The organism is Lactococcus sp. AK05, assembly GCF_041026685.1.
Taxonomy (GTDB): domain Bacteria; phylum Bacillota; class Bacilli; order Lactobacillales; family Streptococcaceae; genus Lactococcus; species Lactococcus lactis.
In genome coordinates, this window is record NZ_JBFTEI010000002.1 from 143,690 (window position 1) to 168,794 (window position 25,105).

A 25,105-nucleotide genomic window follows, 5' to 3' on the forward strand; every position below is an offset into this window, starting at 1 on the left:
ATTCATTTTCCAGAATCACCATAATTTGATAAGACGCGAGCGGATGGGTCAGTAACTCCTGCCCCCACCCAATCGCGATTTGGCATCCAAAAATCAAGAATCCAATCTTCATATCCTGGATAAAATTCTTCAAAAATCTCACGATACATCAATGATTCTTTGGTAAATGGTGTATGTTTTGGATACTTTTCACTGGCCTTTGCTAAATCTTCATCAGAATATTTTTCGTCAGCAAATTCTTTTAAATAGTCAACCATTGAGTGACCAACAGCGTCAGAAAAAGCAGCTTTTTCTCTGAATAAAATCTCATCTGGCAATAGTTCAGTTCCTTCAAAAGCATGACGCAAGAGATATTTCCCTTTGCCATAAGTATTCAATTTTCTGCTGGGATTAATAGACATGACATAGGCCGCAAAATCCAAATCAGCAAAAGGAACACGCGCTTCAAGAGAATGAGCTGCTAAACAGCGGTCAGCCCGCAGAACATCATACATATAAAGTTCATGCACTCGTTTTTGGGCTTCTTTTTGAAAGGCACCCGCTGATGGAGCAAAGTCAGTATATTTATAACCAAACATTTCATCAGAAACTTCACCAGTCATCAAAACTTTCAGTTCTGTATTCTCATGAATATATTTACAGATTAAATACATCCCAATAGAAGCCCGGATAGTTGTGATATCCCATGTTTCTAAGTGCCAAATCACTTCACGGACTGCTGAAAGTACATCTTCTTTTGTCATCAGAATTTCGGTATGGTCAGTTCGTAAGAAATCTGACACTTCACGAGCATATTTCAAATCAATCGGATCAGTTTCCATTCCAATAGCAAAGGTTTTGATTGGGCTTTCTAATTCCTTAGCTGCAATCGCACAAACCAATGATGAATCTAAACCACCTGACAAGAGATAGCCCATTGGAGCATCTGCATGAAGACGTTTTTTGACTGCACGTTCCAATTTGCGACGAATATGTCCTGAAATTTCAGCCAAAGGTTCTTCAACAATTGTTGAAACCTCAGCAATGTCATTAAAAACATGAAATTCACCATTGGCATAGTAGTAACCTGGAGGAAATGGTGTCACATCATTACATGTTGAAATGAGTGCTTTGGCTTCGGATGAAAACGAAATTTTGCCAGTTACTTTATTATAACCATAAAAAAGTGGACGAATCCCAAAGGGGTCCCGAGCGGCAAAAATTTCAGCAGTGTTTTCATCAACCAAAACAAAAGCAAATTCAGCATCAAGCATTTTTACCATTGTTTCGATTCCAGTAGTTTCAAAAAGTGGTAAAAGAACCTCACAGTCAGAATCTCCGGTAAATTTATAACCTTTTGTTTCCAAAAACTTACGGAGACTTAAAAAGTTATAGATTTCACCATTACACATAACTCTTTTGCCATTTAAACCAAAGGGTTGACGTCCCAAGTCTGATAAATCCATGATTGAAAGTCGGCAAAAACCAAAATCATTTCCCAAAGTATCACGAACATGCTGTTGGTCATCTGGTCCTCGATGCTCAATCAATTCCAAATTACTTTTAAACTCTTCTATCGTTAAATCAGATGTTTCCATAAATAAAAAACCGCACATAATTTCCCCCAATAATAATTATAATTTTCAATATTATATCACAATTGTCTGTAAATTTCATAATAAAACAAAAAATAGCGATAATTCGCTATTTTCATTACATATAATCATCACGATTGTAGCCAAAGTCAGCTAAATCCATTTTTCGGTCACGCCAGTCATTTTTGATTTTGACCCAAGTTTCAAGATAAACTTTATCCCCAAGCATAATTTCAATATCTCGACGAGCCATTTTCCCGATTTTACGAATCATATCGCCGCCTTTACCAAGAATAATCCCTTTTTGACTCTTGCGTTCAACAATAATTGTTGCCATGATATGAATCTTACCAGTTTCTTCATCTCGAGTCATTTGGTCAGTAGTGACTGCGATTGAATGTGGAACTTCTTCCCGAGTTAATAATAAGATTTTTTCACGAATCATTTCTGAAACAAGAAAACGCTCAGGATGGTCAGTGATTTGATCTTCTGGGAAATATTGAGGACCCTCGTCCAATTTTTCAGAGAGCGTATCAATTAATCTTTCTGTATTATTCCCTTGTTTAGCTGAGATTGGAACCACTTCAGAAAACTCCATTTGTGAAGTATAATCGGCTACAATTTCAAAAAGACGGTCAGGATGAATTTTATCAATTTTATTGACGACCAAAATGACAGGAACTTCTGCCTTTTTCAAGCGCTCAATAATCATATTTTCACCAGTTGAACGTGGTTCATCAGCCGCAACCATGAACAAAACGACATCACATTCACGTAAAGTCGAATAAGCAGATTGAACCATGAAATCGCCTAAAGCATTGTGTGGTTTGTGAATACCAGGCGTATCAATGAAAACAATTTGTTCATTTTCTGTAGTATAAATTCCTTGAATTTTATTTCTTGTTGTTTGAGGTTTATCTGACATGATGGCAATTTTTTGTCCCATCACGTGGTTCATAAATGTTGATTTTCCAACATTTGGACGACCTAAAATCGCCACAAATCCTGATTTAAATTTGTTATTTGTCATAGCGCTATTATAGCATAAAATCAGCCCTTTTTAAGTAAAATTCTAAAAAATGATTGTGAAAATTACTGACAGAATCATCAGTAAAGCTGATAAGTTCTTTATTCGCTGATTTAAAGCTCATTAAGCAATCGCTTTAAACTGACGGAAAGCGACAGAGTTTTTAAAAATCATTTGTCATCTCCGTCAGCTTGTTAAATCCAATTATGTTCAGTGCAAATTTACTGACAGAATAATCTTGTATTCAAAAACTACTGACAGATTTATTGTTTAACTTTCAAACAATAAATCCACTGACGAAAAGTACGCCTTCTTTAGAATAGACTTAATAAATACAATTATTGTCCATAAAAAATTTACTGACAGCTGACAAAAGAAAAAATCATCAGCTAACTGATGATTCCTCTATTTACCGAAATTTCTTGATTATTTTTATTTGTCACCACGGCTACGCATTACGAAGCCAGCTGATTTTTCAGTTCCTGTGGTACGTTTACGAGGAGTTTTTTCTCCTTGTTTACGATCGTCAAAACGACGGTCATCACGTTTTCCACGGTAACCGCCACGGTTATCATCACGGTCTTTCCAGTTGCGTTTACGATCTCCACCGCGTTCGCCATCTTTACCATCACGATTTCCACGGTAACCGCCACGGTTGCCATCACGGTCGCCATTTCCACGACCTTTGTAGCGTCCGCCGCCACCTTTACCTTTTTTCTTGAAGCCTTTTCCTTCACCATTATATGGCAATGGACGTTCAGCTGTAATCTTAACTTCTTCTTGATTATCAGGGTCTTTTACGCGACCTTGAAGAAGTAAAGCAACCAATTCTTTAGCATCAAATTTTTCAAGTAGGCTCGCTGCTTGTTTGTCAAATTTAGCCAATTTTGCTTTAGCTGAATCATCAGACAAATCACGAAGGACATCATCCATAGCTACTGAGAGTGACGCTTGGTAAGCTTCTTCTTTTGTAGGTGGTTTCAAGCCTTTCATTGGCTTTTTAGTCATATTTTCAATGGCACGAAGATAACCCATTTCATTGTATGAAACAAATGTTACTGAACGTCCTGATTTACCCGCACGGCCGGTACGACCGATACGGTGAACATAGCTTTCTTGGTCTTGAGTAATGTCGTAGTTATAAACGTGAGTAACTCCTGACACGTCGAGTCCACGAGCAGCAACGTCAGTTGCAACCAAAACGTCAATATGTCCTGCTTTGAAATCACGCAAAACAGCCAAACGTTTATTTTGGTCCAAATCTCCGTGCATTCCTTCAGCACGGTAACCGCGCAATTTAAGACCACGAATCAATTCATCAACACGACGTTTTGTACGACCAAAAACAATTGCAAGTTCTGGACGTTCAACATCAAGCAAACGAGTCAAAACATCAAATTTTTCAAATTCTTTTGTTTTTACAAAATATTGATCAATACGATCAGCAGTCATTTCTTTGGCTGCAATTTTGATGTGTTCAGGATTCTTCATGAATTTCACACCAATTTTTTTGATGTCATTTGGCATTGTTGCTGAGAAAAGCAATGTTTGACGAGCTTCTGGTGTTTTTTCAATGATGAAATGAATGTCTTCCAAGAATCCCATGTTCAACATTTCATCAGCTTCATCAAGAATCAAAGTTTCAAGTTGATCCAATTTAATTGCTTTACGTTTAATCAAGTCAACCAAACGTCCTGGTGTTCCCACAACAATATGTGCACCAGCTTTAAGGCCTTTAATTTGTTTTTCAATACTTGAACCACCAAAAACAGTACGAACTTTAAGTCCTTTTGATTTACCAAAACGGAAAAGTTCTTCTTGTCCTTGAACCGCAAGTTCGCGGGTTGGAGCAATAACGAGTGCTTGAATAGCTGGATTAGAAGCATCAATTTTTTCAATTGTTGGAAGACCAAATGCTGCTGTTTTACCAGTTCCTGTTTGCGCTTGACCTAGAACGTCACGCCCTTCAAGTGCAAGTTTAATTGTTTGTTCTTGGATTGGTGTTGGTTGTTCATAACCAATCTCTGTAAGTGTATTTACGATTCCTTCTGACAGGCCGAGTTCACTAAATTTCATTTTTTACCTATATTTCTACTGCGTGTTCCCACGCCAAACTTTTTATTACAGGGTACGAAACCCTTGCTACAGGCGAAATTTATGTGACTCGCCTGACGTAACTTATCTATTATAGCATAATTTTTTGACTGAAAATGCTTACGCCCTTTACTTTTTTTTAAATATTTTCATAAAAAATATACTGACAAAGCTGTCAGTAAATTTTTATGATATTTTTTAAAGAATATAAGCTTTTCTACTATATAAAATATCTGTCAGTAATTTTATACTGAAAATTGTTCCATTAATTCAACATCTGGATATTTATCTTTAAACCAACGCATGGCAAATTCATTTTCAAACAAGAATAAAGGATGGTCAAAACGATCTCGTGCCAAAATATTACGTGAACTAGACATTTTTTCATCTAAATCTTCTTCTTTAATCCAACGAACCGTTTTTGTCCCCATGGGTGTCATGATTGTTTCAGAATTATATTCACGCTCCATCCGGTCTTTAAAGACTTCAAATTGAAGTTGCCCAACCGCACCAAGCATAATATCACCAGTTGTATAAGATTTGTAGAGCTGAATGGCTCCTTCTTGTACCAATTGGTCAATTCCTTTTTGGAAAGATTTTTGTTTCATCACATTTTTCGCTTGGACACGCATAAAGAGCTCAGGGGTAAATGTTGGCAATGGCTCAAAAGATTTTTTCAATTTACCTGTGGTTAATGTATCCCCAACCTGATAAGTTCCAGTATCATAAACCCCAATAATATCACCAGCTACAGCATTCTCAACATTTTCTCGCGATTCAGCCATAAATTGTGTGACATTTGAGAGTTTCACTTTCTTACCCGTCCGAACAAGATTAACATCCATTCCTCGTTCAAATTCACCAGATACAATCCGAACAAAAGCAATTCGGTCACGGTGACGTGGGTCCATATTTGCTTGGATTTTGAAAATGAAACCAGAAAAATCAGGATTTAAAGGTTCAATTTCTTCTTCGTCCACCGTTTTGTGTGAATGAGGCTCTGGTGCATATTCTAAAAATGTTTCAAGGAAAGTTTCTACCCCAAAACTAGTTAAAGCCGAACCAAAGAAAACTGGTGTCAATTGCCCTGCAACAACTTCTTCCTCAGAAAATTGATTCCCTGCATCCAAAAGTAATTCAGCATCTTCTAAAGCTTGAGTAAAGAAAGGATTTTTTGTCAAAGGATGACTAGCCGGCACTTCCCCATTTTCATCAAATTCAACAAAACGTTTACCATCCTCAGGTTGATAAACTTCCACACGACCATGCGTAAAATCATAAAGACCTTGGAAATTTTTCCCCATTCCGATTGGCCAATTCATTGGTACACTAGCAATTCCAAGAATTTCTTCCAATTCAGAAAGTAAATCAAGCGGTTCACGTCCATCACGGTCAAGTTTATTAATGAAAGTGAAAACCGGAATCCCTCTGCGTTTTACAACTTGGAAAAGTTTTTTCGTTTGTGCTTCAATCCCTTTAGCACTGTCAATAACCATGACCGCAGCATCAACCGCCATCAATGTTCGGTAAGTATCTTCTGAGAAATCTTCATGCCCAGGCGTGTCCAAGATATTAACACGTTTGCCTGCATAATCAAATTGCATGACAGAACTTGTTACAGAAATTCCACGTTCTTTTTCAATATCCATCCAGTCTGACTTAGCAAAATTACCAGTTTTACGAGCTTTTACAGTCCCCGCTTCCCGAATGGCTCCCCCAAATTTCAATAATTGTTCTGTAATCGTCGTCTTACCAGCATCCGGGTGACTGATGATGGCAAAAGTCCGGCGTTTTTTTATTTCTTCTTGTAAAGTCATTTATACTCTCTTTTTCTTTAATTATTCATTTATATTTTTAATTTATTTTACATTGGTTAAGCCTCAAAAAAATAGTTCTTTTAATTATATCAAAATTTGCCCTGATTTTATAGTTGATTTTTATAAATCTTACCAACAAACTAAAGAGTTAAAAAATTAATTCGATTGGTAATTAAACAAAAGAAAAAACAATCAGCAAAACTAATTGTTTTATCATTAACTTTTTATTTATACAGTAGCGTTTTTCTTGTAAATTTCTGCCTCTGCTTCTGTTGAGAAGACAAAATGTCCTGGAGTAATTTCCCGCATTTCACGTTCTTGTCCATCCAATTCAGCCGTTGGGTCATAAACAATTGGAGTCCGTTCCCGCTCAGAAATAGGATCTGGTGACGGAATTGAACTTAGCAAACTCTTAGTATAAGGATGAATTGGATGATTGTAAACTTGGTCAGAAGTTCCAACTTCCAAAATTTTCCCCCAGTGCATGACACCAATACGGTCAGAAATATATTTAACCATTGACAAATCATGAGCGATAAACAAGTAAGTCAAATTTTCTTTTGCTTGAATATCTCTCATCAAGTTAACAACCTGAGCTTGAATTGAAACATCAAGTGCTGAGATAGGTTCATCAGCTACGACAAATTTAGGTTTTACGGCAAGTGCACGTGCAATCCCAATCCGTTGACGCTGTCCACCAGAAAATTCATGCGGATAACGTGTCAAATGATCATCATTCAATCCAACCAAACGTAAGAGTTCCAACACACGAGCATCACGTTCAGCCTTTGTTTTTACTAAACCATTGGCATCAAGTCCTTCAGCAACGATATCTTTAACGCGCATCCGTCCATTCAATGAAGCTTGTGGATCTTGGAAAATCATTTGTGCTTCTGAACGATACTCGCGCAACTCTGAACCTTTTAAATTACGAACATCTTTACCTTCAAAGAGAATTTCTCCACCAGTAATGAAATTATCATAAAGTTTAAGAATTGCTCGACCAATCGTCGTTTTACCAGAACCAGATTCTCCAACGAGACCAAATGTTTCTCCTTCATAAATATCTAAAGAAACATTATTAATTGCCTTATTAGCCCCTTTCTTTCCTTTATTAAAAGTCAAATCAAGGTTTTTTATTTCAATTACTTTTTTAGGTTCTGTCATTATTTATCCCCTTTCAATTCTTCCCAGCGTTTCCAGCGTGTCAAGATATTATCGGAAGGCGTTACTTTTGGTGCTCGTGGGTCTAAAAGCCAAGTTTTGGCAAAATGTGTTGGAGATACTTCAAAGTATGGAGGTTCTTCTTCAAAATCAATTGCCAAGGCAAATTTATTACGTGCTGCAAAGGCATCCCCTTTTGGTGGATTCAATAAATCAGGTGGAGTTCCTGGAATTGAAACCAGTCGGTCCACACTTGAATCAACCGTTGGCATTGAATCTAAGAGTCCCCAAGTATATGGATGTTGTGGGTTATAGAAAATTTCTTCAACTGTTCCGTATTCAACAATTTCACCCGCATACATTACCGCCACTTTATGTGCAAAACCAGCAACAACTCCCAAGTCATGGGTAATGAAGACAATTGATGAATTAATTCTTTCTTGCAATTCAGCCATCATATGCATAATTTGTGCTTGAATTGTAACGTCAAGCGCAGTTGTTGGTTCATCTGCAATCAAGATTTCAGGGTCAGCAGCCAAGGCAATCGCGATAACTGCACGTTGACGCATCCCGCCTGACCATTGGTGTGGATAATCATTAATATGCACTTCGGCATCAGGAATTCCAACTTGTTGCATCAATTCGAGGGCCCGTTTCATGGCATCGGCTTTACTCATTCCTTTGTTGTGTTTCAACAAAGGTTCAGCAATTTGTTTTCCAATACGCATTGTTGGGTCAAGAGAAGTCATGGGATCTTGGAAAATCATTGAAATTTCATTTCCACGAATTTTTTGCCACTCTTCTTCTTTTAAATCAAGAAGGTTACGCCCTTTAAATAATAATTCACCTTGTGGTATTACCGCATTTTTCGCATTCAAGCCCATCAAAGTTTTTGTTGTTACTGATTTACCAGAGCCAGACTCACCAACAATCGCTAGGGTCTGTCCTTTTTCTAAATCAAAAGATACATCACGAATCGCTTTAACATCTCCAGCATAGGTGTGGAAATTGACATGCAAATTTTTAACTTCTAATACTTTTTCTTCTGCCATTTCTAATCCTCACTTGCTCTAGGGTCAAATGCATCACGCAAACCATCTCCAAAGAAGATAAATGTAAGTGAAAGCACAGACAATACTACTGCTGGAATAATCAATTGGAATGGATAGAATTGCAAGCTTGCAATCCCATCATTAATCAAAGTCCCCAAAGAAGACGTTGGCGGTTTAACCCCAAGGTTAATCGCTGATAAAACAGCCTCATACATAATCATACTTGGAATATCAAACATGATTTGGACAACAATAACCCCTGAAACGTTTGGCAACAAATGTTTTACTGCAATTTTCCAAGTAGATTGTCCTAAAGTTTTTGAGGCCAAGACGAAGTCACGCTCCTTATAGGAGAGAACCATGTTCCGTACCTGCCTGGCCATCCCGGTCCATGCAAATAGACCAATCGCAATAATAATTGATGAAATTCCTTGTCCCAAAAGTAGAGCAAGCATTGTTACTACAACTAAGTTAGGTACAGATTGGATGATTTCAATAATCCGTTGCATGACCATATCGACTTTTCCGCCCATCCAGCCGGAAATAATCCCATAGGTCACCCCGATTACTAAGTCAATCAAGGCGGCAGCAAGGGCAATAATCAATGAAATACGCAAACCAACAATTGTTCGTTTAGCTAATGAACGTCCATATTTATCAGTCCCGAAGACATATTTGTCTTTTTCTGGAACACCTTGTGATTTGTAAACATCTGTTCTTTCAGTAGAACCTGGTGCCTTAAATTCACCATTCCAAAATGGTAAATCACCTGAGAGTTTTGGTGGAAGATTTCCATAAACTTGTGATTTATTTGGATTAAAGTAGTTTGCCTTTGATTGTGGTACAACAAATGCTGAGATTACTGAGAAAGCCAATGTAATCGCAATGATCCACATGGCAACCAACGCTACTTTATTTTTCTTAAAACGACGCCAAGCATCTTGGAAAAAACTCAAGGCAGGTTTCGCAATTTTTTCTGTTGAATCTGAACCCTTTGAACCAACAAGGGTGAAGTCTTTATTTAAATTTTCCATTTCGACAAACCCTTTCTAGAGACGAACTCGTGGATCAACAATTGCAGTCAGAATATCTGTAACTAAGATAAATACCATCAAAATTACCGCATAGACAATTGTTGTTGCCATAATAACTGGGAAGTCTTTGGCTGGAATTGAATCAACAAATTGAGCCCCAATTCCAGGAATTGAAAAGATTTTTTCAATTAAGACTGATCCTGTCAACAATCCTGCGGCCATTGGACCAATCAAAGTCAACATTGGAATTAATGAATTACGCAACGCATGCTTGTTGACCACTTCTTTTTCAGATAAACCTTTAGCTCGAGCTAACAAAATGTAGTCTGAAGATAAAGACTCAATCATTTCAGAACGAACAAAACGGGTTACCACAGCCATTGGAGCAAAAGAAAGAGCGATTGTTGGCATAATTGTTTGTGAGAAGGTCCCCCAACCAGAAATTGGGAAAAGATTCAAATTAAATCCTAAGTAAAGAAGAATTAAAGTACCAATTACGAATGAAGGAACTGAAATCCCAAGAACTGAAACAAAACCGAAAACTCCATCAAGCAATCCATTTTTACGACGAGCGGAAGCTTTCCCCATCAAGGCTCCAAGAACAGTACCAAGAATAAGTGCTTGAGTCCCTAATTGCATTGATACTGGCAAACGTTGGGCAATCATCGTAATAACAGGTTGATTCGTATAAATGAACGAAGTACCAAAATTACCCGTGAACATGTGTCCTACATAGATAAAGTATTGTTGCCAAAGCGGTTTATCTAAACCATAGGCATGTTTTAAAATTTCCAGTTGATCTGGTGTTAGTTTGGGATTTGAGAAAGGTGTTCCGGGCATGACTTGCATCATAAAGAAAGTCAATGTCACAATCAGGAACAAAGTCAGAAGCAAAAGCCCCAAACGTTTAAGAATATATTTAACCATAAAAAATTTCCTAATCTAAGCAAAAGATAGGGTTGGCAATCTGCCAATCCTAACTTTCTTGCTCTAAAACTCTATTATTATTTGAGGTAAGCCGTTTTGAAGTCATAAGTCAAACCAGTTGAACCAAAACGTACATCTTTAAGGTTAGGGTTACGAAGGACTGGTGAAGTACGGAAGTAAAGCGGATTAATATTTGATTCTGTATAAAGTGCTTCTTCAGCCGCTTTATAGTCTGCATAATGTTTTTCAGGATCAAGGGCATCTGTCACTTCGGCAGCTTTAATGGCTTTATCATAAGTAACATTATTGATTTTACCATTATTATTTGGTGAAGTTGATGTGAACAAATCAAGGAATGTTGATGGTTCAGCGTAGTCACCACCCCAAAGTGAGATGACCATATCAAAGTTACCAGTTGTTGAGTCATTTAAACGTTGTTTAAATGGTACTGATTTGATATTTAGAGTCAAACCTGGTAGTTTTTCTTCCCATGCTTGTTTAAGGAATGTTGCAGAGTCTTTGGCAGCTTGTGTGTCATCCGTTGTCAAAGTCAACGTAAGTTTAGTTTCGCCAATTTCTTTCAAACCTTTTTCCCAAGCGGATTTAGCTGCTGTGGCATCATATTTGTAAGGTTGTGCTGCATATTTAGCGAAGTCTTCACCGGTATTTGTTTTAGCCATACCTGCTGGTGTCAAGCCAGTTGCTGGTGTAGAAGCTGGTGTTACAGTGTCAACATATTGTTTACGGTCAGTTGCAAGATTGAAAGCTTCACGAATATCTTTATTCGCAAGGGCTTTATTTTTGCCTGATTGGTTATATTGAACGTATGAAGTAGTTGCTTCATTTAGAGAGACAACATTCTTATCTGTTTTATTTGCTTTGTAAAGGTCTGGGTCACCGATACCAGTTTGGTCAATTTTACCTTGTTTGTAAAGGTTAAATGATGTTTTAACATCTTGAACAACTTGGAAGTCGATTTCTTTAGTTTTAACTGCGCTCTTATCCCAATAATCGTCATTCTTCACGATTGAGAATGTTTGGTTTGAACCGTTCCAACCTTTTGATTTTTCAAATTTATATGGTCCTGAGTAAACCATTTTTTCTGAAGATGTTCCGTATTGTTTCCCGTATTTTTCAACTACTTTTTGGTTGAGTGGGAAGTAAACAGAGTTAGCTGTCAAGAATTCAAAGTATGGTGTTGGTTGTGCAAGGGTAACAACGAATGTTTTGTCATCAGTTGCTTTAACACCGAGTGTTGATTTATCAGCTTTACCAGCATTAATCTCGTTGGCATTTTTAACTGGGCCAAGGAGGTATCCGTATTCTGAAGCAGTCGCTGGATCAACCGCACGTTGCCAAGAATAAACGAAGTCTTTAGCTGTCAAAGCATCACCGTTTGACCATTTCAAGCCATCACGAAGATGGAAAGTATATGTCAAGCCATCTTTTGATACATCAACTGATTTTGCCAATTCTGGCTGTGCTTTACCATCTTTGTCCACACGTGTCAAACCAGCATTGGTATTACCAATAATGATATTTGAATATGTATCTGTCGCGAGTGATGAATCCAATGTTTGAATCGGTGATGTCAAATTCCATTGAATGTCTTTTGATGATGACGATGAGCTAGAACCGCTATTGCCGCATGCTGCAAGCAAAGCTGCCGAACCAAGTGCAACTGTACCTAAGGTAACTTTTTTCCAAGTCTTCATGTAATTTCCCTCTTTCATGAATTGTGTCTGACTTCGCAATTTTTATTATTGTCAGAAAATTTATTATATTGGTATTATACTTAATTCAACCTGAATTGTAAAGTATAATGGTTATGTTTTCTGAAAATTAACATTTAATTTTTAAATAGCGGAAAGTTTTCACAAACTTTTGAAAAAGATTTTTTTACTACACTTTTATTTAAAACCCTTTCATTTAATAGGGCTCTGACTGGTTCGTGTTTTATTTTTGCAGAAAGAATATTCAATAAAAAAGATAAATTTTCAGAAAATTTATCTTTTTGTATTTTTTATTTAACATAAGCCGATTTTAGGTCGTAAGCTAAACCGGTTGAATGAAATTCTAAGCCTGTAATTTTAGGGTTCATTAAAGCTGGATTGGCTTGGAAATCAACTGGATTGATGTATGACCCTTGATAGAGTGCTGTTTCTGCCGCTTTGTAGTGTTCATCTACTTTGGCTGGTTCAAGAACGTCTGGCGTTGTTGTTGCTGCTTTAAAGGCATCATCATAAGTTTTACTAGAAAATTTACCGTCATTATATGATTGGCCTGTCGTAAAGAGTTGCAAGAATGTTGAAGGTTCAGCGTAATCTCCACCCCAACCTGAGAGAACCATATCAAAATTTCCATTTTGAGCGTCATTCAATCTTTGTTTGAATGGAACAAGTTTTAAATTGACAGTCAAGCCTGGTAGATTTTGTTGATAGGCTGTTTGTAAAAAGTTGGCTGTTGCTTCTGACGGTGCTAAATCTCCAGCAGCTTCAAGGCTAAGGGTGAGCTTGGTTAAGCCAAGCTCTTTTAATCCTTTTTCCCAGAGGTCTTTTGCTTTTGTCGGGTCATAGCGATAATCTTGTTTTGCATAAGTTGCAAAATCTTCTCCTGTTGAGGTCTTGCTCATTCCCACTGGTGTAAAGCTTGTCGCAACGGTCGAACCTGGTAGGGCTGTTTTGACGACTCCTGCTCTGTTAGTTGCCAAATTTAAGGCTTCACGAATATTTTGATTAGCTAGTGCTTTTTGAGCGTCTGGACTTGAGGCATTTTTACCGGATTGATTGTATTCAATATAGTCTGTCCGTGCTTGTTTAAAGACAGTATAACCTTTCGTCTTTTTATTGGCATTAATCAAATCAGTTGTTGAAAGGAGTGTAAAATCAAGTTTCCCTTGTTTATAAAGCTGTGCTCCCGTATTCGCATTCGAAATGACCTGGAAATCAATTTGTTTAGATTTGACTGCCGACTTATCATAGTAGTTTGGATTGGCGTAAATTGAAAAAGTTTTATTGGTTCCTGTCCAACCTTTATCTGATTTGAACATGAATGGTCCATTATAAACGGTTTTATCTGAGGACGTTCCATATTGTTTGCCATATTTATCAACAACTTTTTGGTCAAGGGGGTAATAAACAGGTTCTGACAAGAGAAATTTAAAATATGGTGTTGGTTGTGCCAATGTGACTGTAAATTCTGTATCTGACTCGGCTTTAATTCCTAGACTATCGAGTGATGATTTACCGGAAATAATATCATTAGCCCCAGAAACTGCCCCCATCAAATAGGCATATTCTGAACCAGTTTTAGGGTCCACTGCTCTTTTCCATGAATAAACAAAATCTTTAGCAGTCAACTTGTCACCGTTTGACCATTTCAAATTATCTCTAAGAGTAACCGTGTAGGTCAAGCCGTCTTTTGAAATGTCAATTGATTTTGCAAGTGCTAAGGCAGCATTTCCTTTAGAGTCAACGCGTGTCAATCCTTCTTCCACATTTCCAGCTACATCATAAGAATACTGGTCAGTTAAAATTGTGGTATCAAGTGATGCCACATCTGTGGGAATTGAAAATTTGATGTTCTTTTGCTCACTTGTTTTTGTGCCACAGGCCACTAAAATAATTCCTGACAGGGCAATAAGGCTGGTGAGTCCAATAATTTTTCCTTGTTTCATCTGCTTTCTCCAAATCGTAAAGATACTATTGAATTTTCATATTATTCTGAAAATTAAATGTGGACTTATTATACTTTTTCAAAAATACATTGTCAAGAATATTGTTGTATTTTTCTGATAATTTAATGAAAATAAAAAAATACTAACTTTCTGTCAGTATTTTTTATCATTATAATTTTTCAACAACCTCTGAAAGTTTCATGCTATTTGAACCTTTGAATAATACTTGGTCAGTTGGTTTCAAATCTGCTGACAGACTTTCTGTCAGTAAATCTAAATCTGTAAAATAGCTGACCGCTTTGTCAGTCGAAATTTCTGCCAAGTTTTTCATCATTTCACCATAAAGATAGACTTTATCAATTTTATTGAAATCAATAGATTTTAATATATCTTTATGGAGTTGGGCTGCACTGGGTCCAAGTTCTAACATATCAGCAAGAACTGCAATCTTTCGACCATTCTCATTTTTAGGAATGGCTTGGAAAGTTTCCAAAATCAAACGCATTGCTGTCGGATTGGCATTATAAACATCACTCAAAAGGTCTGCACCATTTCTGGCTTTTTTCCACTCTGTCCGATTTCTGGTCAGCTCTACTTCTTTCAAAGCTTTTTTAATTTCGGCTTCTGACAGTCCATAATGTAAGCCAACATAAGCAGCTAACATAGCATTCGTCGCGTTATATTTACCAGGAACTGGAATAGTAATTGATTCATCTAAAAAATTAGTTTCAAAAGTTAATTTTTCTTTGTGTTCGACTAATTTTGTAATAAATAAATCTTCACCGGGCAAACCAAAGCGAATAATTTTTTGATTGTCTGGGATAAAAGCATTAATAATTGGGTCAGCAGGGGCAATAAGCTCACCATGCAAACCAGCCGTAATCCCCATTTTCCCTTTAGCAATATTTTCGCGACTTCCCATATGTTCAAGATGTGCTTCACCAATTAAGGTAATGACAGCAAGTTCAGGCTTAGCAAGTTCTGATAAAAAATCAATATCACCAGGGTGATCCATTCCCATTTCCAAAACTAATTTTTCAGTATCGTCCGGCATATGTAAAATGGTGTAGGGTAAGCCGATTTCATTATTGTGATTCCCTTGTGTTTTGTATGTTTTAAATTTCTTAGACAAAACAGCAGCAATCATGTCTTTGGTTGTTGTTTTTCCATTTGAACCTGTCACCGCAATGACTGGAACTTTTGTCTTTTCAAGATAATATTTTGCTAATTTTTGGAAAGCAAGCAGATTATCGTCAACCAAGAGATGAGCTTGTTCGACTTCTTTTTCTGAAAAGCTGATTATTGCTCCATTATCAAAAGCGATTTCGATGAAATCATGACCATCTCGTGCCCCCTTAAGTGGCAAAAAGATATCCCCTTTTTCAATCAAACGGCTGTCAAATTCAATTTTATTGACTGACAAATCTGCCAGTTGCGACCAATCATTTTTTGCGCCAACGACTTGGGCGATTTCGTGAATTGTGAGTTTCATAGTGACTCCATTATAACACTTTTTACTGACAAAAAAATCTGTCAGCAATCGATTTACTGACAGATTTGTATTTTTTATAAAAGATGATTTTCACGTGTTTCAAAAGTTTCTTTAGCTAAATCAACTAATTTTTCAATTAAATCAGAATAAGATAAGCCCATATTTTCCCAAAGCAATGGATACATTGACCATTGTGTGAATCCTGGAATGGCATTAATTTCGTTGAGATAAACATTTCCATCCTTAGTCACAAAGAAATCGCAACGTGACAAGCCCGTCCCATTGACTGCCTTGTAAGCTTTTATAGCATATTCTTGCATTTTTTGCGCTAAATCAGCAGGAACTTTTGCTGGAATGTCCATTTGAATTTTATTATCAATATATTTTGAGTTGTAATCATAAAACTCGACATCTTTCACAACTTCACCTGGAAGCGTTGCAGAAACGTCACTATTATTTCCCAAAACAGCACATTCAATTTCACGTGCATCCACCCCTTGTTCAATGACAACACGGTTATCATATTTATAGGCTTCACTTAGCGCAGGTTGAAGGTCTGCTAAATCATCAACTTTTGAAATTCCAACACTAGAACCCATATTAGCAGGTTTAACAAAAACTGGAAATTCTAATTTTTCGACTACTTCTTGAGCAATTTTTCCTTGATTTTCGTCAGCAAAAGCTGCAACATAAGGAACTTGGGGTACACCAACCGCTTCAAAAACGTGTTTTGCCAATAATTTATCCATTGTGCTTGATGCAGATAAAATATTTGGACCAACATATGCCAAACGTAAAATTTCTAAAAATCCTTGAATCGAGCCATCTTCACCCATTGGTCCATGTAAAACTGGGAATACAACGGCATCTTTTTCGTAAATTGCTGCTGGTGAAATCTTTGGATAAGATTCTGCCAAATCATTTGTCAGTAGTTTTTCTTCTTCAGCAGGTTTGTCAGTAAATTCTTGCGTTTTTATGAATTCACCGGCCTTAGTGATAAAGTAAGTTTTTACAACAAAACGAGAATAATTAACAGCTCTCATCACCGATTCTGCTGATAAAACTGATACTTCTCGCTCAGCAGAACGACCACCATACAACAAAATTAATGTTTCTTTTGACATATTTCTTCCTTTTTTACTGACAGCTTTGTCAGACACTTCTTTTTACTGACAGCATGAGATATTTTTACAATACAATTCTGTCAGTAATTGTCTTTTTTATTTTACCACAGAAAAAATCAAATTTCCAACCGATTCTCTACCGCTTTTGATAAAGTAATTTCATCTGCGTATTCTATATCAGACCCTACAGCTAATCCACGAGCCAAGCGAGTCACTTTAATTCCTGCAGGCTTAATCATTCGAGCCAGATACATGGCGGTTGCTTCTCCGTCAGAAGTGGCATTAGTTGCGATAATCACTTCTTTAACCTCTGAATCCATTAATCTTGTAATCAATGTTTTAACATTAATTTCATCAGGAGAAATCCCATTCATTGGACTAATCGTGCCATGCAAAACATGATAAAGTCCTCGATATTCCCGAATTTTTTCCATAGCAAGAACATCTTTAGATTCTTCAACGACCAATATAGTTGTTCGATCACGCGTTGGGTCGGTACAAATGGCGCAAGGATCACTTTCTGTTAAATTCCCGCAAATCGAGCAAAAACTCAAATCCCGTTTTGCTGACAGAAGATTTTTTGCAAATTCATTGACATCTTGATCTTCCATGCCAATCGTATAAAAAGCCAATCGAGTCGCTGTTTTTTGACCAATCCCTGGTAATTTTGAAAACGACTCAATCAGGCGAGCAATAGGTTCAGGATAATACATATTTCACCAATTCTTCACTTGTAAATATTTTATTCAATTTATTAATTTTACTATAAAAGACGGAAAATGAAAAGGAAAGCTGATAGAATTCTCAATCACTTATAAATAAAAAGCCTCTCCTATCAGAGAGAACTTTTTTAATTTTTACGAAAAGCTTCATTTGAATAATACAAATCAGTAATTCCCGTTACAATACTTTGGTTTGCTTTTGTTCCACTTGAAGCATTACTTTCAGTATTATCTGGAAGTACAACCGCAATAGCAATTTCTGGATTGTCAGAAGGAGCAAAGGCCACTGCATTATTAGCCGTTACAATAACTTGACTACCATCTGCCAATACTTTTGTACTTTCGGAAGTCCCTGTTTTACCAGAAATAGAAACCTTTGATGAATCCATTGAACGACCAGTAGTCAATCCACCAGCCCCATGAACAACAGCATACATCCCCTGATGAAGAACATCCATATTATCGGGAGTGATATTTACCTTATCCATGATTTTAGGAGTAATATTTTTGATAAGCGTGCCAGGTTGTCCGTCAGTTCCACCTTCATAAATTCCTTGGACAATGTGTGGCGCCAAACGAGTTCCGTTATTTCCTAAAGTTGCCGCATAAACCGCCAACTGAAGCGGCGTATAGTTATCATACTGACCAAATGATTCATACAATACATTGACCCCAGAAGCTTCCTCAGATTTAGCCGAAGGGAGATATCCCGTTGATTCTCCAGGAATATCAAAACCAGTTGATGCCCCTAAACCATAAGAAGCAAAAGCCTTACGAAACTGCTCATAAACTTTTACTCGGTTGGTATCATCCAAAAATTGATTGGCTGCCGTATAGGGAGCACCTAACATTCTCATTGCCAATTGCATCATGTAAGTATTTGATGAATATTGCAAAGCTTCAACAGCTGTTAAAGCCATTGGTGAAGCATCCCCCCACCAGTCATTGATAGACGGAGAATCCTTAAATTGAATAGACTGCGCCGTTAAAGTGTCATTTCCAGAAATTACACCAGCATTCCAAGCAGCAGTCAATGTTCCCATTTTGACAACAGACCCCGGTGTGAAGACACTTTGGAAAGTCCCTAAAGTATTTTCCGTAATTGTTCCTGTATTAGGATCTCGTTGATAGCCAGATAAAGCTAAGACTGCCCCCGTTTTAACATTTAACACAACAGCATAAGCCCCTCTATTATACTGACCATAGCCTTGGGCAATCAGTTGGTCTAATTGTGTTTTAACGATATTATTAACCCCGTTTTGGAAATCTAGGTTAATAGTTAATTTTAAATCATCCCCACGTTTTCCTTTTTGGATTGTTTTTGTTCCAGAAACATCACCATTTTTGTCAAATTTAACCTTACTGATATTATGTGTTCCTTGAAGTTCACTTTCGTATCCCTTTTCAAGAAGCCCAGTTCCCACACGGTCATTACGTTGATAACCTTTTTTAAGATAGGCATCCAAATCCTCTGCTGGAATTCCTGATTTTTGTGAAGTAATAGTTCCCATAAGTGGTGTCAAAGAATTTTGAGCATATGAACGGTCCCAAGAAGTTCCAATTGTAATTCCTGGTAAATCGCCTTCTTGTTCGGCAATTGTCGCTTGTTGCTCTGCTGTAATACTTCCAGTAGCAATTTTAGTAGTGTTAAAAGTAGTGGTACTATTCATTTCTTTGAATAATTTTGCGGCAAAAGTTTGTTCTGCTGTAAAGTTCAAGTCACTATCTTTAACTTTACTTAATTCGACATCATAAATTTGTGAACCAGTTAAATCATTGCCATGTTTATCTTTCTTTTCCTTTTCAGATAAACTATTAGCTATTTTTTCTAGATTTTTAGAATTAGCCAAGAAATAGTCTTTTTTATCACGCGTTGTCAAATCAGCAACATCAATGTTATTAGATAAAATAGTTGCTAACTTATTGGCTACCTGATACATTTCATCAGCAGTAGCATTTTGACTTCTTGTAAATTCAACAGCCTGAACCGCAACTGTAGATACCAAAGCTTTTCCTGTTGCATCATAAATATTTCCGCGAGGCGCACCTTCAATAATTTGAACATCTCCGCCTGCACTAATTGATTTTTCGGCGTAGAAATGTGAATTCAATACCTGCATATTGAAGAGCTTTCCAATTAAAATCATAAACAAAACAAAGATAACAAAAAATAAGAGGTTCACTCGTTTTGGAATTGATTTAGTTGGATCTTTTAAAATTTTTACTTCTTTATGTGATTTTTTAGACTTATCGGATTGCTTGCGCTTATCATTTTTTCTTTTATTATCTGACATTTCGACTCCAAGAATGAGTTTTATAAATAGTTTTTACATTCAAAATTTGTACTTAAACATTTTACCACATTTATGAAAACTTTTCCTTACAATTTTGATTCCTATCAATTTAATCAAATAAAAAAAGAAAACTCAAATACGTTTTCTTTTTTGTCATCTAAAATTTTAGTTCCTTATCAAATAATCAAAAGCACCTAGAGAAGCGGTCGCCCCAGTCCCCATTGAAATAATAATTTGCTTATAAACACTATCCGTACAATCTCCCGCTGCAAAAACACCAGGAAGATTTGTCGCTCCAACTTTATCAGTCAAAATTTCTCCACGTGCGGATAAGTCAATTGTTCCCTCCAACCACTGAGTATTCGGAACTAAACCAATTAAAACAAAGACACCAGCGAGTTCCAAATGAACAGTTTCCTTAGAACCGCGAACTTGATAATTCAAACCTCTAACCTTGTCATCTCCTAAAATCTCTTTTGTTTCCACATTGGTGAGGACAGTAACATTATTTAGGGTCGCAAGTTTTTCTTGTAAAATTTTGTCTGCTTTCAGTTCAGGTAAAAATTCTAGAACAGTAACATGTCTAACCAAACCAGCTAAATCAATAGCTGCTTCGATTCCTGAATTTCCGCCACCGATAACTGCTACATCTTTTCCCGCAAACAAAGGACCATCACAATGTGGGCAGTAAGCGACTCCTTTGGTTTTAAATTCTTGCTCTCCTGGAATTCCCAAATCTCGCCAACGAGCGCCCGTTGAAATAATGACTGACTTACTTTTTAGAAGTGCCCCATTTTCCAGACTCACCTCAATCAAATCTTTTTTCTCTAGCTTAACTGCTTTTTGCAAGTTCATCAAATCGACAGGGTATTTTTTCACATGTTCTTCGAGCTGACGACCAAGTTGAACCCCTTCAACATAAGGCGTTCCAATGAGGTTTTCAATTCCTAAAGTTTCTAGTGGTTGACCGCCAAAGCGTTCAGCGATTAAACCTGTCCGAATCCCTTTACGTGCAGCATAAATAGCTGCACTTGCACCAGCAGGGCCTCCACCAACAACTAAAACATCATAAGGGTCTTTATCAGAAAAAGCTTCCGAACTCTCTGGACCAGTAATTTTTTCTAGTAATTCTTCAAGACTAGCTCGTCCATTATGAAATTCTTCACCATTTTTGAAAACAGTTGGAACCGCCATAATTCCTTTTGCTTCCACTTCTTCTTGAAACATTCCCCCTTCAATCATTGTGTGACTAATATTGGGGTTAAGAATACTCATTGTGTTTAATGCTTGGACAACATCTGGACAGTTATGACAAGTTAAACTCACATAAGTTTCAAAGTGAAGTGGATTTTGAATCGCTTGAATTCGCTCAACTAATTCTTGTTCAATCCGTGGAGGGCGTCCACTTACTTGGACAAGCGCCAAGACCAATGAATTCAACTCATGACCTAATGGTAGCCCTGAAAAAAGGACTCCAGAAACGCCTTCTCTTTCAATAGAAAAAGCTGTTTCTCGATTGAGTTTTGCTGTTTCTTTTGAAATCATTTCGGACAAACTTGCAAGTTCATCTGTAAATTCTACTATTTTTTTCCCATTTTCGCTCTCTAAATCTGCATCAACTTTTAAAATAATTGGATTTTCCAACAAATCCATATAAGGCATCAACTGAGCACGAAGAGTTTCATCTAAAATCATATTAAACCTTTCTATCATTAAGTTTCTAAAGACAAATAAAGTGAGCCAAGACTCACTTTTTTTATTCTATATTTTACCTACAAGGTCAATACCAACGTGAAGACTTGCTCCGTCCTCTTTCCACTTAGCGGGACAAACTTCCCCTGGATGATTACGCACATATTGAGCAGCTTTAATCTTATCGACCAATTGACTTGCATCACGTCCAATACCATCAGCCGTAATTTCAAGCGCTTGAATCACACCGTCTGGGTCAATAATAAATGTTCCACGTTGAGCCAATCCTGCTTCTTCATCAAGAACATCAAAAGCACGTGAAATTTTTTGTGAAGGGTCTGCAAGCATTGGATAAGTAATTTTTGAAATAGCATCACTATGTTCATGCCAAGCAGCATGGACAAAATGGGTGTCAGTTGAAGCTGAGTAAACTTCTACACCAAGCGATTTCAAGGTTGGATAAGTTTCTTCTAAATCTTCTAACTCTGTCGGACAAACAAATGAAAAGTCTGCTGGATAGAAACAAAGCACAGACCATTTTCCATAAAAGTCTTTATCGGAAACTTTAATAAATTTCCCACCAAGATAAGCATCTGTTGAAAATTCTTCTATTTTTTTACCTACTAATGACATAAGATTCTCCTTTTTCTTCTTTAAAGCTTTACTATTAAATTATCTCAAGAATAAAATGAAGAATCAATTAATTTGTTCAAAAACTTACAAACTATTGCATTGATTACAAAAAAATACTCTAAGTCCTTAAATAGATGAGTATCTATTATAACTTAGAGTATTTTCATTCAAATATTATGCTTTTTTAGGAGCCAAGTAGTATTCGTTTTGAACGTTCAAGTTGTCATCAAATTCGAAAACAAGTGGTGGGAAGTTAGGGATTTCAACATCCATAATTTCGTCATCAGAAAGTTTTTTGATTTGTTTAACGAGTGCACGGATTGAGTTACCGTGAGCACCAACGAAGACATTTTTTCCTTCTTTCAAAGCTGGAGCGATTTGGTCTTCCCAGAATGGAAGAGCACGTTCCAAAGTAACTTTGAGGTTTTCAGCATCAGGAATCAATGAATCTTCAAGACCAGCGTAACGACGGTCTCCGTGAGCTGTATATTTATCATCATGATCCATTGCTGGTGGCAATACATCATATGAACGACGCCAGATGTGAACTTGTTCATCACCATGTTTTGCAGCAGCGTCAGCTTTGTTCAAACCTGTCAAACCACCGTAGTGACGTTCGTTCAAGCGCCATGATTTAACAACTGGTACCCAAAGTTGGTCTGAATATTCAAGAGCAAGGTTAGTTGTTTTGATAGCACGTTTCAATACTGAAGTGTAAGCAATATCAAATTCGATTCCAGCTTCTTTAATCAATTTACCAGCTTCAATCGCTTGTTTAGTTCCGTTTTCAGAAAGGTCAACGTCAGCCCAACCTGTGAAAAGGTTAGCAAGATTCCATTCAGATTCACCGTGACGTGCAAATACTAATTTTGGCATTTTGTGTATTCTCCGTTTATTTTTACTTGAACGAAATTTAGTTCGTTCATTTACAAAGTTAATTTTACTACATTTTTCCTTTTTTTTCTAGCTTTTATTTTCTGTAAGCCCTTTTATTTACTGACAGAAGCTTTGGCTAACCTAAAAACCATTTCTTCATTTCCATTTTTTAAAAATTACTCATGTAGTTCTATTGGTAAGTCATCTGGATCATAGAAAAAAAGCATTTTTCTGTCAGTAATTTCGTCCTGACGAATTTCCTCCACTTTGACTCCTTGACTTATTAAATAATTTCTATCTTCTTCAATATTTGTCGTTTTAATAGCTAAGTGGCGATAGCCTTTTGCTTCTGGATAAGTTAAGCGTTTAGGGGCATCAGATTTGATAAATAATTCAATTTCTGTTTCTTCATTCATCTTTAAATCAAGCTTGATATCTCCTTTTTCTGGACGATGATTTTCTCGAATGATTGAAAATCCTAAAATATCAACGTAGAACTGACGAGATTTTTCATAATCTGCGGCAATGATAGCGATGTGATGAATTTTATTGAAAGCTGGTTTGTACATCTTGCGGCTCCTCTTCTAAGTTCTCTTATTCTAAAATTTGAACTTCTTCACCCATACTTTTTAAAGTTTGGACATGACCTTCCCCCCATGAGCAAAGAATATCTAATAAACCATTTAAAGTTTCACCATAAGGGCTCAGAGAATATTCAACCTTCGGTGGAACTTGATTATAAACCTTACGGACGATAATATTATCAATTTCTAATTCTCTTAATTGCTGAGTCAGCATTTTTTGACTGATTCCTGGAATTTGACGTCTCAATTCTCCTGGACGACTTGGATTATGTCTTAAATTACACAAAATAATTGGTTTCCATTTTCCACCAATAACATCCATTGTCGCTTCGACACCAATATTATAAATTTTTTTCAAAATTAATTTCCTTTCTAATCCCTTATTTTATCCAATTATTACTTTTTAGTATGTATGACACAAAAAAGTAGGTACTGTTCAAGAGGTTTTATTTATTATATACTAATTTTCTGCCAAAATAAAATATATGAGGAGCAAAAAATGAAACTTAATAATCAGATTGAAATCCCGGAACTTGGTTTGGGAGTTTTTCAAATTCCAAATGACGAAACCGCTGATGTTGTCAAAAACGCAATTGTTAACGGATATCGTTTAATTGATACAGCTAAAATTTATGAAAATGAAGAAGGAACTGGCCAAGGAATTAAAGAAGGTTTGGCTATGACAGGACTTTCTCGTGATGATCTTTTCATCACTTCAAAACTTTGGGGAGATAATCATTCTTATGAAGAAACAGTTCAAAACTTTGAAGAAAGTTTGAAACAATTGGATTTAGATTATCTAGATTTATATCTTATCCACTGGCCAGGCACACATTATGCTTACAAAGAAGCTTGGAAAGCAATGGAAGATTTATATAAAGCAGGCAAAATAAAAGCGATTGGTGTCAGTAACTTTCAAAAACCACATTTAGAAGAACTTCTTAGCTATGCTGAAATCACTCCCGTTTTAAATCAAATTGAACTCCATCCAAAATTATCACAAGAAGAACTTCGTAATTTCTTAGAACTTCATGATATCAAGGTTCAAGCTTGGTCACCTTTGATGCAAGGTCAATTATTAGACAATGAAGTCCTCAAAAAAATTGCTGATAAACATGGAAAATCTGTGGCTCAAATTATTCTTCGTTGGGATATTCAACAAAATATTTTAGTAAATGTAAAATCTATTAAAAGTGAACGAATGATAGCTAATCGTCAAATTTTTGATTTTTCACTTGACTCTGAAGATATGAAAGCTATCAATTCACTCAATGAAGAACTTCGTGTCGGTCCAGATCCAGAACATTTTAATTTTTAAGAAAG

At 36.6% G+C, this 25,105-nt stretch carries 20 protein-coding genes; 1 reads left to right on the plus strand and 19 read right to left on the minus strand.

Annotation, left to right across the window (positions count from 1 at the left end):
* Positions 1 to 2 precede the first annotated feature (2 nt).
* The 19 genes from asnB to AB6B24_RS05335 all read right to left on the minus strand — a co-directional run bounded on the left by asnB (position 3) and on the right by AB6B24_RS05335 (position 24,140).
* Positions 3 to 1,595, minus strand: coding sequence for an asparagine synthase B (gene asnB, locus AB6B24_RS05245; RefSeq protein ID WP_311803976.1), 1,593 nt, complete (start codon positions 1,593 to 1,595; stop codon positions 3 to 5).
* Positions 1,596 to 1,692: 97 nt separating this feature from the next.
* Positions 1,693 to 2,604 (minus strand): GTPase Era, encoded by a 912-nt coding sequence (gene era / locus AB6B24_RS05250; RefSeq protein WP_003131632.1) that lies wholly within the window; start codon positions 2,602 to 2,604, stop codon positions 1,693 to 1,695.
* A gap of 429 nt (positions 2,605 to 3,033) precedes the next feature.
* Positions 3,034 to 4,677, minus strand: a complete 1,644-nt coding sequence (locus AB6B24_RS05255) for a DEAD/DEAH box helicase (RefSeq protein ID WP_012897199.1) — start codon at positions 4,675 to 4,677, stop codon at positions 3,034 to 3,036.
* A 263-nt stretch (positions 4,678 to 4,940) separates the two neighbouring features.
* Positions 4,941 to 6,512, minus strand: a complete 1,572-nt coding sequence (locus AB6B24_RS05260; protein WP_015425810.1) for a peptide chain release factor 3 — start codon at positions 6,510 to 6,512, stop codon at positions 4,941 to 4,943.
* 228 nt (positions 6,513 to 6,740) lie between these two features.
* Positions 6,741 to 7,679, minus strand: a complete 939-nt coding sequence (locus AB6B24_RS05265; protein ID WP_020480960.1) for an ABC transporter ATP-binding protein — start codon at positions 7,677 to 7,679, stop codon at positions 6,741 to 6,743.
* Positions 7,679 to 8,728 carry an ABC transporter ATP-binding protein gene (locus tag AB6B24_RS05270; protein ID WP_311803974.1) on the minus strand — a complete coding sequence of 350 codons (1,050 nt, stop codon included), beginning with the start codon at positions 8,726 to 8,728 and terminating at the stop codon, positions 7,679 to 7,681. The genes AB6B24_RS05265 and AB6B24_RS05270 overlap by 1 nt, the downstream gene beginning before the upstream one ends.
* Before the next feature lie 2 nt (positions 8,729 to 8,730).
* Positions 8,731 to 9,762: an ABC transporter permease gene (locus AB6B24_RS05275; protein WP_012897196.1), complete on the minus strand. Its 1,032-nt coding sequence runs from the start codon at positions 9,760 to 9,762 to the stop codon at positions 8,731 to 8,733.
* A gap of 15 nt (positions 9,763 to 9,777) precedes the next feature.
* Entirely contained in the window at positions 9,778 to 10,689 is a 912-nt protein-coding gene (locus AB6B24_RS05280) for an ABC transporter permease (RefSeq protein ID WP_195935732.1), read from the minus strand.
* Between the two features lie 77 nt (positions 10,690 to 10,766).
* Complete coding sequence (locus AB6B24_RS05285) at positions 10,767 to 12,404, minus strand: peptide ABC transporter substrate-binding protein (RefSeq protein WP_369164279.1); 1,638 nt, start codon at positions 12,402 to 12,404, stop codon at positions 10,767 to 10,769.
* Positions 12,405 to 12,712: 308 nt separating this feature from the next.
* Entirely contained in the window at positions 12,713 to 14,365 is a 1,653-nt protein-coding gene (locus AB6B24_RS05290; RefSeq protein ID WP_311803970.1) for a peptide ABC transporter substrate-binding protein, read from the minus strand.
* A gap of 169 nt (positions 14,366 to 14,534) precedes the next feature.
* On the minus strand, positions 14,535 to 15,857 hold the full coding sequence (gene murF / locus AB6B24_RS05295; RefSeq protein WP_311803969.1) for a UDP-N-acetylmuramoyl-tripeptide--D-alanyl-D-alanine ligase: 1,323 nt from the start codon (positions 15,855 to 15,857) through the stop codon (positions 14,535 to 14,537).
* 74 nt (positions 15,858 to 15,931) lie between these two features.
* A complete protein-coding gene (locus AB6B24_RS05300) occupies positions 15,932 to 16,981 on the minus strand; it encodes a D-alanine--D-alanine ligase (protein ID WP_311803968.1) in 1,050 nt (349 codons plus the stop codon).
* A gap of 116 nt (positions 16,982 to 17,097) precedes the next feature.
* Positions 17,098 to 17,694, minus strand: a complete 597-nt coding sequence (gene recR, locus AB6B24_RS05305; RefSeq protein ID WP_003131648.1) for a recombination mediator RecR — start codon at positions 17,692 to 17,694, stop codon at positions 17,098 to 17,100.
* A gap of 137 nt (positions 17,695 to 17,831) precedes the next feature.
* Positions 17,832 to 19,997 carry a penicillin-binding transpeptidase domain-containing protein gene (locus AB6B24_RS05310; RefSeq protein ID WP_311803967.1) on the minus strand — a complete coding sequence of 722 codons (2,166 nt, stop codon included), beginning with the start codon at positions 19,995 to 19,997 and terminating at the stop codon, positions 17,832 to 17,834.
* 165 nt (positions 19,998 to 20,162) lie between these two features.
* Positions 20,163 to 21,692 carry an alkyl hydroperoxide reductase subunit F gene (ahpF, locus tag AB6B24_RS05315; protein ID WP_095586946.1) on the minus strand — a complete coding sequence of 510 codons (1,530 nt, stop codon included), beginning with the start codon at positions 21,690 to 21,692 and terminating at the stop codon, positions 20,163 to 20,165.
* Between the two features lie 66 nt (positions 21,693 to 21,758).
* Positions 21,759 to 22,322 carry an alkyl hydroperoxide reductase subunit C gene (gene ahpC, locus AB6B24_RS05320; protein ID WP_003131651.1) on the minus strand — a complete coding sequence of 188 codons (564 nt, stop codon included), beginning with the start codon at positions 22,320 to 22,322 and terminating at the stop codon, positions 21,759 to 21,761.
* Positions 22,323 to 22,496: 174 nt separating this feature from the next.
* Entirely contained in the window at positions 22,497 to 23,198 is a 702-nt protein-coding gene (locus tag AB6B24_RS05325) for a phosphoglycerate mutase (protein ID WP_003131652.1), read from the minus strand.
* A 176-nt stretch (positions 23,199 to 23,374) separates the two neighbouring features.
* Positions 23,375 to 23,767, minus strand: coding sequence for a VOC family protein (locus tag AB6B24_RS05330; RefSeq protein WP_311803966.1), 393 nt, complete (start codon positions 23,765 to 23,767; stop codon positions 23,375 to 23,377).
* Positions 23,768 to 23,792: 25 nt separating this feature from the next.
* Positions 23,793 to 24,140: a helix-turn-helix domain-containing protein gene (locus AB6B24_RS05335; RefSeq protein WP_003131654.1), complete on the minus strand. Its 348-nt coding sequence runs from the start codon at positions 24,138 to 24,140 to the stop codon at positions 23,793 to 23,795.
* A gap of 141 nt (positions 24,141 to 24,281) precedes the next feature.
* On the opposite strand from AB6B24_RS05335, the gene AB6B24_RS05340 reads away from it, so the two are divergent.
* Positions 24,282 to 25,100: an aldo/keto reductase gene (locus AB6B24_RS05340; RefSeq protein WP_311803965.1), complete on the plus strand. Its 819-nt coding sequence runs from the start codon at positions 24,282 to 24,284 to the stop codon at positions 25,098 to 25,100.
* The last annotated feature ends 5 nt before the right edge of the window (positions 25,101 to 25,105 follow it).

What these genes read in the sequence shown, in the direction of transcription:
- AB6B24_RS05280 (WP_195935732.1), bottom strand. Translation starts at nt 10,689, where the DNA reads ATGGTTAAATATATTCTTAAACGTTTGGGGCTTTTGCTTCTGACTTTG.
- AB6B24_RS05310 (WP_311803967.1), bottom strand. Translation starts at nt 19,997, where the DNA reads ATGTCAGATAATAAAAGAAAAAATGATAAGCGCAAGCAATCCGATAAG.
- asnB (WP_311803976.1), bottom strand. Translation starts at nt 1,595, where the DNA reads ATGTGCGGTTTTTTATTTATGGAAACATCTGATTTAACGATAGAAGAG.
- AB6B24_RS05300 (WP_311803968.1), bottom strand. Translation starts at nt 16,981, where the DNA reads ATGTCAAAAGAAACATTAATTTTGTTGTATGGTGGTCGTTCTGCTGAG.
- AB6B24_RS05330 (WP_311803966.1), bottom strand. Translation starts at nt 23,767, where the DNA reads ATGTACAAACCAGCTTTCAATAAAATTCATCACATCGCTATCATTGCC.
- AB6B24_RS05325 (WP_003131652.1), bottom strand. Translation starts at nt 23,198, where the DNA reads ATGCCAAAATTAGTATTTGCACGTCACGGTGAATCTGAATGGAATCTT.
- AB6B24_RS05275 (WP_012897196.1), bottom strand. Translation starts at nt 9,762, where the DNA reads ATGGAAAATTTAAATAAAGACTTCACCCTTGTTGGTTCAAAGGGTTCA.
- AB6B24_RS05340 (WP_311803965.1), top strand. Translation starts at nt 24,282, where the DNA reads ATGAAACTTAATAATCAGATTGAAATCCCGGAACTTGGTTTGGGAGTT.
- ahpF (WP_095586946.1), bottom strand. Translation starts at nt 21,692, where the DNA reads ATGATTTTAGATGAAACTCTTCGTGCTCAGTTGATGCCTTATATGGAT.
- AB6B24_RS05285 (WP_369164279.1), bottom strand. Translation starts at nt 12,404, where the DNA reads ATGAAGACTTGGAAAAAAGTTACCTTAGGTACAGTTGCACTTGGTTCG.
- AB6B24_RS05290 (WP_311803970.1), bottom strand. Translation starts at nt 14,365, where the DNA reads ATGAAACAAGGAAAAATTATTGGACTCACCAGCCTTATTGCCCTGTCA.
- AB6B24_RS05270 (WP_311803974.1), bottom strand. Translation starts at nt 8,728, where the DNA reads ATGGCAGAAGAAAAAGTATTAGAAGTTAAAAATTTGCATGTCAATTTC.
- AB6B24_RS05265 (WP_020480960.1), bottom strand. Translation starts at nt 7,679, where the DNA reads ATGACAGAACCTAAAAAAGTAATTGAAATAAAAAACCTTGATTTGACT.
- murF (WP_311803969.1), bottom strand. Translation starts at nt 15,857, where the DNA reads ATGAAACTCACAATTCACGAAATCGCCCAAGTCGTTGGCGCAAAAAAT.
- AB6B24_RS05260 (WP_015425810.1), bottom strand. Translation starts at nt 6,512, where the DNA reads ATGACTTTACAAGAAGAAATAAAAAAACGCCGGACTTTTGCCATCATC.
- ahpC (WP_003131651.1), bottom strand. Translation starts at nt 22,322, where the DNA reads ATGTCATTAGTAGGTAAAAAAATAGAAGAATTTTCAACAGATGCTTAT.
- AB6B24_RS05255 (WP_012897199.1), bottom strand. Translation starts at nt 4,677, where the DNA reads ATGAAATTTAGTGAACTCGGCCTGTCAGAAGGAATCGTAAATACACTT.
- era (WP_003131632.1), bottom strand. Translation starts at nt 2,604, where the DNA reads ATGACAAATAACAAATTTAAATCAGGATTTGTGGCGATTTTAGGTCGT.
- recR (WP_003131648.1), bottom strand. Translation starts at nt 17,694, where the DNA reads ATGTATTATCCTGAACCTATTGCTCGCCTGATTGAGTCGTTTTCAAAA.